We start from the raw sequence: 14,136 nt of genomic DNA, 5'->3' as shown, positions 1-14,136 counted from the left end.
ACGCCTGTTTTACAAGCTCATACGGAGCGTGAAAACGATCTGACGGGGGTTGCCGTAGAAGCCGGCATAGGGGTTTTCAAGCGAAGCGATGTAGCGCCGATCGAAAATATTCGTCACGTTCACCGCCGCGCTCAGTTGCTTGCTGATCTGATAGCCCACGCGCATATCGAACGTCGCAAACCCGCCTTGCGTCAGATAGTTCCCCGCACCATCGGTCGCCCAGATACCACTGGAGATATTGGTGCCGCCACCGACGGTAAAGCGGTGGTATTTGCCTGGCAGCTGGTAACTGGTCCACAGTTTGAACAGATGCTTCGGCGCGATGCTGGAGAACCCGACGGTGCCCATATTGTTCGCGAACTGCGGCAGTTCGCTGCCGTCCACATACGACGCATCCGTGTAGGTATAGCCGCCGAATACCGTCCAGTGATCGGTCAGATGACCGGTCGCCTTCAGTTCGACACCGCGGCTTCGTGCCCGCCCGGTGGCGAGATAGAAACCGGCATCCGGATATCGCGGATCGGCGATGGGCCGATTTTCCTCGGTCAGTTGGAACAGCGCGATCGACGTATTGAGCTTGCCACCCAGATATTCGCCTTTGACGCCGGCCTCGTATTGCACGCCGTTCACCGGCTTCAGCACCTGTCCATCGGCATCGGTGGCGCTTTGCGGTTGGAAAATCGACGTGTAACTGATGTAGGCGGAATAGTTCTGCGCGAAATCGTAGATCAGCGCCGCGTAAGGCGTCACTTTCCCGGAGATGTGACTGGTGCCGGTGAAGGCGCCCTTACTGATCGTATTCCACCATGTGGCCCGCGCCCCGAGCACCAGGGTCAACGGATCCGCAATCTGGAAACGCCCATTGCCATATAGACCAAGCTGATTCGTCGCCGTCGTATAGGTAAAGTTCGGGCCATTGAATGCGGGCTGCGGCGCATTGAGGAGTTCCTGCAACGTCATCGTCTGCGTGCAGAAGATGCCGCCATCGGGGCTGTCGTCCGGACCGCAGCGCGAATTGCTCGTCTGGAAGTTTTCGTGCGTGTAGCTGGCGCCGAAGGTCAAGGTGTGCGTCTGGCCGAACAAATGCACCGGTCCATTGACGAAGGCATCGACCGTTTGCTGATTGTCCCACTGGTGATATTTATTCGCCGTGACGCTCAGCAGGTCCGTGCCGTTCTCGACGCCGCCCGTGGCCGACTCGTTCAGCACATTGGCACTGTTCGCCAGATAATTGAAGGCCAGCTTTCCGGTCCAGCCGGCGCCTAATTTCTGTTCGAGCTCGGCGAACGCGGTTCTGCTGTAGTACGTATTGTCGTTCCACGGTGCCCCCACATATTGGGAGCGGTTGCCGTAGAGCACATATTTACCATTGACCGGCGTGCTGTATGAGGAGATGCCCGTCCAGTTTGCTTTCTGGTCCGTCTCACCGTAACTGGCGCCCACCCGCAACGTCGTGTTGCTTGTCAGATCCGCTTCCAGCGTGCCGTACAACATTTTGTCGTGACGCCAGGAGCCATCCCACATCAGGTCCTGGTTCTGCACATTGCCGACGACGCGGCCACGCAATGTGCCCGCCTTGTTGATCGGGCCGCCCACATCCAGCGTGCCGCCAAAATCGTTGTAACTGCCGCCGAATAACTCGGCGTTCATGCTGAAGGTACTGGGTGCCCTTTTTCGTACCAGGTTGACGGTGCCGCCTTCGCTGCCGAATCCGGTTTGCAAGCCGTCGGGGCCTGTCAGCACTTCCACACGGTCGTACATCGCCAGATTCGGCGCTACGGTCACCAGACTCTGCAGCGTCGGCAAGCCGTCCATCATCCAGGTCTGGATCGGGAAGCCGCGAGAATAATACGATGTCCGTTCCGAATCGTCCTGCGCGACAGTGACGCCAGGGGTGTAGCGCATCGCATCGTTCAGCGTCTTGATATTCTGCTGCTGAATCTGCTGCTGCGGGATGACCGTGACACTTTGCGGGATTTGCCGCTCCGTCAGTGCCGTCTTCGATCCTACCGTCGTCGCCGGATTGACCGCCGCGACTGCGGGGTCCTCCTTGCTGGAAACGGTCACCGCAGGCAATGCGTTCGTTACGAGCGTCTGATCCGTCCCGCTCGCCGCCACCGGCGCGGATGCTCGGGCAGAAGACGGCGTGGCGGCGTCGGTGCCCGATGACCCCGTCTGCTGCGCCATCGCCATCGAGGCAGACATCAATCCGGCGGACAACACGCCGGTCGATAGCAGGAAGCCGACCACCGCGTCGCGCCTCACATCGTGTTTTTTTCTTATCTTTTGGTTCTTCATGCCCCGCATCGCCATGTCATCGATCACGTTAAATTGGGATCCGCCCCGCTCGGCCTCCCCGCCCGCTTCCTCACTGCTACACCGAACCTAACAATCCCCGCTAAATTGTAATGATTCTCAATTACAATCCAGGATAGTAATTGTTTACAGAACGTTCTGCAACGTCTAGTGAGGAAGACAGACCGTTTTTATTATCCTAAATGCACTGTTTTTCCAGACATGCCCGCGTCTTCCTGTGCGGCGCGATCCCGCGCGAGTTGCAGCATCCGTTCGCGCTGTGCAGGGGTCATCGCATCCAGCTTCAGCCTGAGCGCCGCGGTGCGCTCGAAGGCGCCAGGCGACGGTTCGAGCGCCAACAAAGCCCGAGCAAGACGCGCGACGCTCGGATGGGCGAATACGAGGCCCGGCAGCATCTCGATGTGCAGCAACTCCCGGATACGGGAGGCCAGACGGATGGCGACCAGCGAATCGGCGCCTGCCTCGAAAAGACTGACGTTGACGCCGCGCAGGTCGTTGCCGAGCAATTGCGAGATGACGCGCAGCAGCAGTGTCTCAAGCGCCGTGCCGGGCGGAATAGCCGCCTCGCGTGCGACGTCCAGCCGAGGATCCGGCAGTGTTCTGCGATCGATCTTGCCATTGGCAAGACGCGGGAGATGCGCGACGATTACCCAGTGCGCGGGCAGCATCGGCGCGGGCAGGCGCGACGCCAAGGCCTCGCTTAGCCGCGCGATGTCGCCGCCGACGTCGCTATCCGGTCGATCGAGCACGATGTAGGCGGCCAGTTGCCGCCCGGTGTCGTCCCCCCATGCGCGGATGGCGGCTTCACGGACCGTGTCGATCGTCAGCAGCGCCGCCTCGATTTCCGCCGGCTCGATCCGGAATCCCCGAATCTTGACCTGCGCGTCGGCGCGCCCGATCAGCTGCACGCCGCCACCGGCCACATACCGGGCGCGATCGCCGCTTCGGTACAGGCGCTGTCCCGGCTGAAACGGATCGTCGACGAAGACGTCGGCATTCGCCTGCTCGACATAGCCGTCACTGAGCTGCGCGCCGCCGATATACAACTCGCCCGGCATCCCGACAGGCGCGAGCCTGCGTGCCGCGTCCAGGACATAGGCGTAACAGTTGGGTAGCGGCAGCGTAAGCGGCAGGCTCGGCCCGGGAGCCACTTCGCCCGACGACACGCCGTATTCGTGCACGAGCACGCCGACCGTCGTTTCCGTCGGCCCATAGTGATTGAAGACGCGCGTCGTCGGATCGATGCGCTTGATGCGAGCGGCGAGGCCGACAGGAACGGGTTCACCGCCGAGAATGACGACGCGCGGCAGCGTGATGTCCGCCGCGTCGGTCAATGCGCCGAAGTGCGACGGGGTGATCTTCACGCAGTCGATCCGGCCCGACCGAAGGAATTGGGCAAATGACTGCGCGTCCTTCATGTCCTCGTCGCGCGGAATCACCAGACAGGCGCCGTTGTATAGCGCACCGAATAAAGTCGTATTGCCCAAATCCGCGGCGATCGTCGAGGTCAGTGCAAAGCGCGTGCAGTGGGCAAGACCTAGCGCCGCGCTGCTGCCGGCCACGTAGTTCAACAGTTGTCGATGACCGATCTTGACGCCCTTCGGCTTGCCCGTCGACCCCGACGTGTAGAGCACGTAAGCCGAGTCATCGCGCAACGCCACACCGTCGTCGGCCGCTGCGGCGATCGACGACGTGTCACGCGTGTCGTGCGTGTCATCCCACGCGTCCGACAGGTCGAACGCAACATGCGCCGACGACACTGCCGCGCCGCGTTCGCATAGCACGATGCCTGCGCCGGCCTGCGCGACGATCTCGTCGCGGCGGGACGCGGGCCAGCTCGGATCCAGTGGCAGATAGGCGGCACCCGCGCGCATCGCCGCCAGCAGCGCGACGACGAGCCCGGCGGACCGAGGCAAGGACAGTCCGACCACACCGCCCCGGCCGACGCCATGCGCGGCGAGCAGCGCGACCGTCTTCACCACGCAGGCCTCCAGCTCGGCATAGCTGAGCGAACGCTCCGGGGCGACCAGCGCCGGCGCGTCCGGCCGCGTCACCGCCCATGCCGCAATGGCGGCCGGCACCGTGCGCGTGCCCCAGTCCTTGGTCTCCCCGCGCCATGCGCGCAGCGCGCGCTGCCGCTCGGGCGAATCGATGGCGAGATCGCCGAGTGGCGCGGTCGCATTCGACGCGATGGCGGCAAGCAGTGTTTGATATTGACGCAGCAGCATGTCGACATCGTTTGCCGCATAGCAATCGGCGCTTGCGGACAACGTGGCGAGGCGCGGCGTGCCCGCGGCATCGATGTCGATCTGCAAGGCGAGTTCATAGCCGGGGAGCAAGGCCTGGATGCGATCGGCGAACGCGGAACGATGCCCCGCCGCGGCGTCGATCGACAGGTCCGGGACGATGCGCGCCGTCGCGAAGGCCACGCGATCGAATGTCGGCAAGGCGTCGTCGCGGGTTGCCGGGGTGGCGGGCCAATACTCCAGCGATGACCGATGCGCATCGAGCACCGTGGCGCATTCCTGCGCGAAGGCGGCAAAGGGGCGAGTCGCGTCGCAGTTCAGCGCGACCGGATAGGTCCGGACGAAAGCACCGATGCCGTTTTCCAGCATCTCCGCGTCGTCGCGACAATCGTGTTGCCAGGCGCCCACGACGTGCGCGTCTCCCGCGATGCGCGCGAGCAGCAGCCACCACGCCGCCTGCGTGAGCACGGCGGTCGGCACGCCACACTGGCGCGCTGCCGCGTCGAGTGTGTCGTCGATATCGATGGCACGCACCCACCTCGTGTCTTGCGCTGCCGCTTCCTGCGCCGCCGCGCGCGGCGGCTGGGCGAATGGCGACGCCTCCGACGCGGCACTGCGCCGATAAGGCAAGGCCGGCACTTGCGCCTGATCGGCCGCCATCTGCGCCAGATACGCGGTCCAGTAAGCAGCGCCATCGTGCGCGTCGTCGCCGAGCGCCAGCTCCTCACGCCACTCGACGAACTGGGTGTACTGGATCACGCCGTCGTCGGTGTCGTCTTCCGTATCGCTATCCGCGATCGGCGCGTCGCCGCCGGATGGCCCGTACGCGTGGAGCGCATCCCGATATAGCCGCGCCAGCCCGGCTTCGTCGGCGACGAGTCGCGACGCGCTCAGGACAAGCCGCGCATGCGTCGCCGTGTGGCGCAGCAGCACACAGCGGACGAGACGCTCGGTGCCGAGGCGGGCTGCCTCGCGCTCCCCCTGCACCAGGTCCTCGCGCGAGGCCTGCATCGCATCGATTGTCTCCATGCGCGGCGGCGTGCCGTCGCATGGATATTGTCTCGGCAGCGCATAGCCGGGGGTCTCCCGAAACGTCGTCTGCAAGATCTCGTGCCGCGCAAACACGTTTTCGAAAGCGCGTTGCAGATCGGCGTCCCGCCACGCACCGCTCAGCGTGGCGCGGAATACCGCCGGATTGTCGCGCAGCATCGGAGCGGCCAGCACGACCTGCTGCTCCGCCGAAAGGGCATGGCCGACGTTCTCGGCCTGATGAATCGCGTTACTCATGGGTTCCCACTCTTGTCCGTTTACCGAATACCTGCACGCGTGCACCGGATGCATACACTTGATGCGTGCCCCTCAGACCTGCTTCGTGACAGCGTTGTCGGCGGCATCCTGCGCCGTGCCCGACGCCCCCGTCACACTGGCGCGCGACACCATCTCGCCCATCGCGACGACGATCTTGCGCGGCTCCTCGTACGGATCGCGCGCATGCGCGGACAGCATGTTGTCGAGCAACACGACATCGCCCTTGCGCCATTCGAAGCGCACAGCGCAACGCGCATACGCTTCGCCGATGCGGGCCATCGTGGCGTCGTCGATCGGCGAGCCATCGCCATAAAACACATTGCGCGGCAGATAATCGACTCCGACCATATCGAGCAGATCGCGACGAATGTCCGGCTTCAGGAAGTACGGATGATGCAGTTGCACCTGGTTGAAGAAGCAGCGTTCACCGCTTACCGGATGCGTGATCACGCCGGGGCTGACCGAGCGCGTCTGCAAGCCGTCGTTGTCCAGCCAGCAGAAGGCGGTACCGGCCGCATCGAGCCGGCGCGCCACCACCTCCCGATCGTCGGTACCGAAAAAGTCGCGCCACGACACGTCGAGTCGATCGGTGAACGTGCGCGAGTAGATCAAGCCCTTCGTCGCGAAGCGCTCGACGATATCGGCCGGCAATTCGCGCAGCATTTCGCGGCAGTCGACGATCGGCGTCGTCCCGCCCACACGCGACGGCAACTCGCAGAAGAACCACTGTTTGCGCGGCCATTGTTCGAGATGGGCGCTTTCGTTGTGGTACAGGATCATTTCGCGCTCGGGATAGGGCGTCGAACGGTAGGTCCGTTTGCCGCCCTCCTTTTTCGGCAGATCGCCATAGTTCCCGTACAGGCCCGGGGACATCGCATCGGCGAAGCTTTCGAACGCTTGCGGCGTGGGGAGTCGGAAATTCCGGAACAGAATCACCGCGTGCCGCGCCAGCGTCGCATCGATGAAGTCGCGGTGTCGCGCGGCCCAGGCGATCGGATCGACGTCGGCGCTAAGCGGCTCCAGCACGACCGGCATGATCCTGCCCGGCTGCAATAGCGAGATCCGCGCCGGAACATCGGCTTGTGCGGCCTCGGGCGCGGACGCGGCACGACTTCCCCGCGACGCGATCTTCTTAAGCTTCGCGAACTTGTCGCCGGGAGCGACCCGCGCGGCCGGCTTGGCGGTATCCGGCACGGCCGGTGACGGCGTGTCGCCCGCAAGGGAAAGGTCGGATTGCGTCATGATGTCCTCTACTAAACGAAGCCATTGATCGAGCCAGCGCTGAATCGTGGCGTGCTGGAACAGCGCGGTCGCGAAGACCCACTCGACCTCCCATTCCGTGTCGCCTTCGGTGACGAACAGCGCCATGTCGAATTTCGAGTGGCTGGCAGGCAGCTTGATCAGCTCGGCGACAACGCCGGGCAGCGCGATCGGTGCCGATGCCTTGCTTTGCGAGACAAACAGCGCCTGCACCAGCGGATTACGTGTCGCATCGCGTTCGTATCGCGCGCATCGGGCAATCTGATCGAACGGCAGATCTTGATGTTCGAGCGCCGCGACGGCCGTCGCATGCGTGTGCGCGATGAGCTGCGCCACCGGCACCGATGCGCCTGCCGGCGCGACCGTCAGGCGCAACGGCACCACGTTGACGAAGAAGCCGATCAGTTGCTCCAACTCGACGCGGGTGCGGCCGGCAACATCGGTCCCGACCAGCACGTCGCGACTGCCGGTGAGGCGATGCAGCAAAACTTGGAACGCAGATAGCAGCACGACAAACGGCGTCACCTGGTGCGCGCGCGCGAAACGTGCGAGTCGCGCGACGCGGGCGGTATCGAGCGTGGCATGTAGGGCATCGCCGGCATCGGCGACCGTCGCGGGCCGTGGATAGTCGGCGGGCAGATCGAGTACGCCACGCGCGCCGGCCAACTGCCGCTGCCAGAAGTCCTTCAGCGCGGTGCCGCGCGCGCCGTCGAGCAAAGCCGTGTGCCACGCGGCGTAATCGACATACTGCACCGGCAACGGCGGCAGCACTGCCTGTGCGCCAGCCGCATAGAAGGCGCAAAAGTCGCGTACCAGCACGTCCATCGACCAGCCATCGCAGAGGATGTGATGCATCGAGAGCATCAACAACGCCTGACGCGCGTCGATCCGGACAAGCGTCGCGCGCAACAATGCGGCGCCGGCCAGATCGAACGGCCGGTCGAGTCGGTCGAGAGTGATCTCGCGCAATCGCGCCGGATGCTGATCGACCGGTATCTCGCGCAAGTCATGGATCGAAAAATCGACGGCGCCGTCGGCGTCGATCACCGTATGCGGCAGACCGTCGTGGTCCGGATAGCGGGTGCGCAATATGTCGTGGCGCGCGACCAGCCGCGCGAGCGCATCCGATAGCCGGGCTGCCGATACGTCGCCGTCGAGCCGCACCGAGGCGGACACGTTATACGCCGACGACGTCGGCCCCGCCAGACGCGACGCGATCCAGACGCGGCGTTGCGCGGGCGAGAGCGGCAACATCGTGGCGTCCGTCGCCGTCTCGCGTGCAATGCGATGCAACACCGGCTCGGCTTGATCGTGCTTGGACGCCTGCCGCAGGGTGGCGATGTGGTCGGCCAGCCCGGCGATCGTCGGATTACCGAAGATCGACGGGAGCGACAGCGCATCCCCGGTCGCGGCACGCAAGCGCGTGGCGACTTTCATGACCAGAATCGAATCGCCGCCCAGCGCGAAGAAATTGTCGCGGCGCCCCACTTGCGCGACACTGAGCACGTCCGACCAGATCGTCGCGATCGTCGTTTCCAGCGCGCCTTGCGGCGCCTCATGGCCGTCGCTGCGATACGCCGGCTCGGGCAACGCCTTGCGGTCCACTTTGCCGTTCGGGTTCAGCGGCAGCGCGTCCAATACCATGATCGCGGCGGGCACCATGTAGTCGGGCAGCGAGCGTGCCAGCGCGGAACGCAAGTCCGCGGCATCGAGCGCACGCCCCGCCTGCGCCGATACATAGGCGACGACGCGCGTCGTGCCCGCATGCGAGGCGCCCATCGCAATGGCCTCGCGCACATCGGGCTGCGCAAGAAGCTGTGCCTCGATCTCGCCCAGCTCGACGCGGAAGCCCCGCACTTTCAACTGGTGATCGATGCGCCCGACATAGACGAGTTCACCTTGCGCATTCCATCGCGCGAGGTCGCCCGTGCGGTACAGCCGGCCGCCATGCGCATCGGATGGGTCCGGCACGAAGCGCTCCGCGGTCAGCCCGGGGCGATTCAAATAGCCGCGCGCAAGCAGCGCGCCGCCGATGCACAACTCGCCCGTCGCGCCGTACGGTGCCAGCCTCAGGTCGGCGTCCATCACGGCGAGCGTCCGGCCGCCGAGCGGACGACCGATCGGGACCGTCGACAGCCGCGTATGTCGCGCGGCATCCGTGTCGCACAGATACGCGCTGGCCGTCACCGCTGCCTCGGTCGGGCCGTAGGTATTCGCCAGCGTGATGCCCACGGGCGCCACGCGGTGCCACAGATGCAGCGTCTGCGGCGACATCGCCTCGCCCCCGGCATGCAGGCGGCGCAGGCCGCCAAGATCCGGCAGCGTGCCGCTGTCGAGGTCCTGCGTCAGCAACTGCCAGTAGGCCGTGGTCACGTCCGCCACGGTAATGCCGTGCGATACGAGCTGCTCGCGGAAAGTCGCACTGTCCCATAGCGCGGGGCCGCGCAGCACGACCCGCGCACCGATCGTCAGGGCCGGGAACAGTTGCTCGACGAAGCCGTCGAAGTTCAGCGTCGAAAATTGCAAGACCCGATCGCGTTCGTTCAGATCGAACAAGCCGACCGACACGTGCACGTGTCGCGAGAAAGCGCGATGCGGCAAGCCAACGCCCTTTGGCCGGCCAGTCGAGCCCGATGTATAAATCACATAGGCGAGATGATCGTCATCGACGCGGACATCGGGTGCCGCGCTGGACTCCGCGGACAGATCGAGTGCGTCGAGTTCGATCACAGCGGCGTCCGCCAGGCCCAGCGTCGCGCGCACGGCGCGCTGGGTCAGCGTCAGCGCGATGCCGCTGTCCTCTATCATGTAGGCCAGGCGCTCGGACGGATAGTCCGGGTCGAGCGGCACATAGGCGCCGCCGGCCTTGAGGATCGCCAGCAGCCCGACCACCATCTCGATGGACCGCGCGACGGCGATGCCCACCCGCACTTCCGGCCCGACGCCCCGCGCCACCAGACGGTGCGCCAGACGGTTCGCACGCTGCTCGAGTTCGCCGTACGTCAGGCGCGCGTCGCCGTACACGATCGCGATCGCGTCGGGCGTCAGCTCGGCCTGCCTGCGGATACGTTCGTGCACGAGGCGCGTCGGCACCGACAGCGCATCGTTGCGACCCAGCGTGAGCAGGTGCGCGCGCGCCGCGTCATCGAGCAGCGCTATCTCGCGGATGCGCACCGACGCGCCCCCCGATACGAAGGCGTCCAGGACACGCTGCATCTGCGCCAGCATCCGCGCGACTGACGTCGCGGCGATCGCCGTGCGGGCGGAGGTCGCCGCCACCGCCAGGCGCGCGCCAAGCGTCACGCCCAGCGTCAATGCATAGTTGGTCTCCTCGCGATATCCCACTGCGCCGAATACCAGTCCCCCCGGCGCCGTCTCGCGCAAGGCGGCATCGACGGGATAGTTCTCGAACACGATCAGCGTGTCGAACAATCCTTCCGACCCGGCACCGGACCATCGCTGGATGTCGAACAGCGGCGTATGCGCCTGCTCTTGCGAGGCGACGCCTTGCGCCTGCAACGCCGACAGCCAGTCGCCGAGTACCGCGTCGCCGCGCGGCGACGTGATCACGGGCACCGTGTTGATGAACAGCCCCAACAGTTGCTCTGTCCCGGCCAAATCGACAGGACGGCCCGACACCGTCGCGCCGAATACCACCGATGCCTGCCCTGTCCAGCGTTGCAGCACCATCGCCCAGGCCGCCTGCACCAGCACGTTCACCGTCACGCGGCAGCGGCGCGCCAGCGCCACCAGGGCCGCCGTCGCCGGCTCGGACCATTCCAGCAGCTGCTCGTCCTGACCCTCGGACGCCGATTGCGCCACGGTGCCGCTATCTTGCGTGTCTTGCGGCAGCGACGCGGCAAGACGGGTCGGCTCGCCCATCTGCGCGAGTACACCGCGCCAATAGGCCTCCCCGGCCTGCTCGTCGCGCGCCTGCAACCACGCGATGTAATCCCGATAGCGGCCCGTCGGCGCGGATAGCGTGTGGCCGTCGTAGTGCCGCAGCACCTCGCCCATCAGCATCGATACGCTCCAGCCGTCCAACAGCAGATGATGATGCGTCCAGATAAGGTGGTGACGTTGCGCGCCCGTGCGTACCAGCACGATTCGCTGCAGCGGCGGACAGGCGAGATCGAAGCCGCGCGCCAGTTCTGCGCGCGCTAATGCGTCGAGCGCCTCGACGCCATCCGACCGTGCGCGCCCGTCGTGCTCGGCAAACGGCAAGGTGACGCGTTGCGCCACCCATTGCAGCCAGCCCTCGTCCTGCTGGACGAAGCCGGTCCGCAGGGTCGTGTGACGTTCGCTCACCGCTTCCCACGCCGCACGGAATCGTGCAACGTCCAACCCTTCCACGTCGACGCGCAACTGATTCAGGTAGGCGCCGCCCTCCGGCGCGTACAGCGTGTGAAACAACATCCCCGACTGCATCGGCGAGAGCGGATACAGATCCGCCATCTGGTCCGCGCCCACGGGCAGTGCGTCCAACTGCGCCTGCGTCAGCGCCGCCAAGGGAAAGTCCGACGGCGTCACGCCGATCACGCCGCACGCGCAGTGCGCGATCAACGCGTCAAGCTCGGCGATATAGGAAGTCAGCAACGCGTCGGCGGTCGCCGCGTGGAAACGCGCGCTGTCATAGCTCAGCGTCACGGTCAGGCTGCCGTCGTACACCTTTGCATCGAACGAGAACGCGTGCGTCGGCGTGGCGTGCGGATCTTGCGATGCACCTGTCGACTCCATCGCCATCTGCCAACGATCCGCCTCCGTGGAAGCGCCGTCGAATTGCCCGAGGTAGTTGAATACCACCGACGACGCGCCGTCCTGCAGCGCTGATTGTGTCTGCGCGTCGCCGAGATACCTCAGCAAGCCGAAGCCGATGCCGCGTCGCGGGACGGAACGCAGGGACTCTTTCACGCGCTTCAGGGCGGCACCCGGTTCGCCCGAGGTGTCGAGCTTGACCGGATACAAGCTGGTGAACCATCCCACCGTGCGGCTCAGGTCGACATCGTCGAACAGATCCTCGCGTCCATGGCCTTCCACGTCGATACGGATCGCATCGCGCCCGGTCCACGTGCACAGGGCGCGCCCCAGCGCCGTCAACAGGACGTCGTTGATTTGCGTCCGATAGGCGGCAGGCACGTCCTGCAACAGGCGCCGCGTGCGTCCACGATCGAGCTGATGGACAGATTGCACGAGATCCGCGACCGTCGAGGTCCGCGTGTCCCGGTCTACCGGAATGTGTGCCGAGGTCTCGAGGACGGTCTGCCAATACGGCAACTCGGCACGCGTCGTTTCAAGTTGCGCCGCCTCGACGAGTCGGTCGGCCCATGCCTGATATGTCGTCCCGTTCGCCGGCAGCGTCACGCTCCGCCCTAGCCGCGTCTGGCGATATGCCGCCTCCAGATCCGCCAACAGAATCCGCCACGATACGCCGTCCACGACAAGGTGATGAATCGCCAGCAGCAAACGCCATTGTCCTTCCGGCAGGCGAATCAGCACCGCGCGCAAGACCGGGCCGTCGGCCAGGTTCACACTTCGTTGCGCGGCATCGCACAGTGCCTCGATGTCATGCGCATCGCGGCCCTCGCGCTCCCACAGCAGCGCGCCAGTCATGCCGACGTCGGCGTCGGCGGCATAGGCCTGCTGCCAGGTTCCGTCTGAAGCCTGCGTGAAGCGCAAACGCAATGCCCCGTGGTGCGCCACCACGGCATCCAGCGCGATGGCTAGCGCGGCGCTGTCGGGCATGACCTCGCCTTCGAGCAGCACTGCCTGGTTCCAGTGGGAGCGATTCGCCACCGGCGTGGCGAAGAACCACGACTGGATCGGCAACAGCGGTACGCTGCCCTGTTCCTGCTGAACCGCGACGGCATCGGCATCGACATCGGCATCAACATCGGTTCGCCGCGCGACCGTTGCCAGCAGGCCGACCGTCTGGTGCTCGAACAATTGCCGCGAGCTGACGTGCCATCCGGCTTGCCGCGCGCGCGCGACGATTTGCAGGCTGAGAATGGAATCGCCGCCCAACTCGAAGAAATTATCGTGGCGGCCGACCCGATCCACGCCCAACACGGCCTGCCAAATGGCTGCGAGTGCGGTTTCCGCCGCGCCCTCCGGCGGCTGATAGCCCTGCACTTGATAGGTCGGCGCCGGCAGCGCCTTTCTGTCGACCTTGCCGTTTGCGTTCAGCGGCAGCGCGTCGAGTATGACGATCACGCCCGGCACCATATAGTCCGGCAAGTGCCGCGCGAGAGCGATGCGGAATTTGGCCACATCGCTGACCACATCACTGGTCACATCGTCGCTCACGTCGGCATGCACATCGCGCGCCGGTCCGGTTTGCGCGGTGACGTACGCGACCAGTCGCGTGCCGCCCGGGCCTTCCTGGGCGGTCACGACCGCCTCACGCGCCCCGGCCTGCACCAATTGCGTCTCGATCTCGCCAAGTTCTATGCGGAAGCCGCGGATCTTGACCTGATGGTCGAGCCGGCCCAGATACTCCAGCGCGCCCTGCGCCGACCACCGCACCAGATCGCCGGTGCGGTACAGACGCGCGCCGTTCGGATCGAACGGATCGGGCACGAAGCGCTCGGCGCTCAAGGCCGGCCGATACAGATAACCGCGCGCCAGGCCCGCGCCGCCCAGATACAGCTCGCCGGCCACCCCGCGCGGCACGAGCTGCATCGATCGATCGAGCACATGAGTGCTGACATTCCCGATCGGATTGCCGATCGGCACCACCGCGTCGCCGGGGCGACATTGCCAATGGGTCACGTCGATCGCCGCTTCGGTGGGGCCGTAGAGGTTGTATAGCGCCGCGCGCGGCAGCAACGCCAGCGTCCGGTTCGCGAGATCCGCCGGCAAGGCCTCGCCACTGCACACGATCCGCGTCAGTCCCGTGCAGGCGCGCACACCCGCATGATCGACGAATGCCTGCAGCATCGACGGCACGAAATGCAGCGTCGTGACCGCATGCGCCGCGATCGACGCGACCAGACGTTGCGGATCGCGG

The 14,136-nt window shown here is 65.5% G+C and carries 3 protein-coding genes (1 of these 3 running past the window's edge); all 3 read right to left on the bottom strand.

The window, feature by feature from the left end:
- Positions 1-9: 9 nt before the first annotated feature.
- On the bottom strand, positions 10-2,298 hold the full coding sequence (locus ABEG21_RS18280) for a TonB-dependent siderophore receptor (RefSeq protein ID WP_347556845.1): 2,289 nt from the start codon (positions 2,296-2,298) through the stop codon (positions 10-12).
- A 191-nt stretch (positions 2,299-2,489) separates the two neighbouring features.
- Positions 2,490-5,849 (bottom strand): amino acid adenylation domain-containing protein, encoded by a 3,360-nt coding sequence (locus ABEG21_RS18275; RefSeq protein ID WP_347556844.1) that lies wholly within the window; start codon positions 5,847-5,849, stop codon positions 2,490-2,492.
- 72 nt (positions 5,850-5,921) lie between these two features.
- Positions 5,922-14,136 carry the 3' portion of a non-ribosomal peptide synthase/polyketide synthase gene (locus tag ABEG21_RS18270; RefSeq protein WP_347556843.1) on the bottom strand. 7,283 nt of this gene lie beyond the right edge of the window, so only the last 8,215 of its 15,498 coding nucleotides appear in the window; the start codon falls outside the window, past its right edge; its stop codon occupies positions 5,922-5,924.

The organism is Robbsia sp. KACC 23696, assembly GCF_039852015.1.
In the GTDB taxonomy this organism is placed as follows: domain Bacteria; phylum Pseudomonadota; class Gammaproteobacteria; order Burkholderiales; family Burkholderiaceae; genus Robbsia.
The sequence above is the reverse complement of the archived record's forward strand: the minus strand, read 5'-3'. Positions and strand labels throughout refer to the sequence as shown.

Excerpts from the sequence above, each read along its gene's own strand:
- ABEG21_RS18280 (WP_347556845.1), bottom strand. The coding sequence starts at position 2,298 with ATGAAGAACCAAAAGATAAGAAAAAAACACGATGTGAGGCGCGACGCG.
- ABEG21_RS18275 (WP_347556844.1), bottom strand. The coding sequence starts at position 5,849 with ATGAGTAACGCGATTCATCAGGCCGAGAACGTCGGCCATGCCCTTTCG.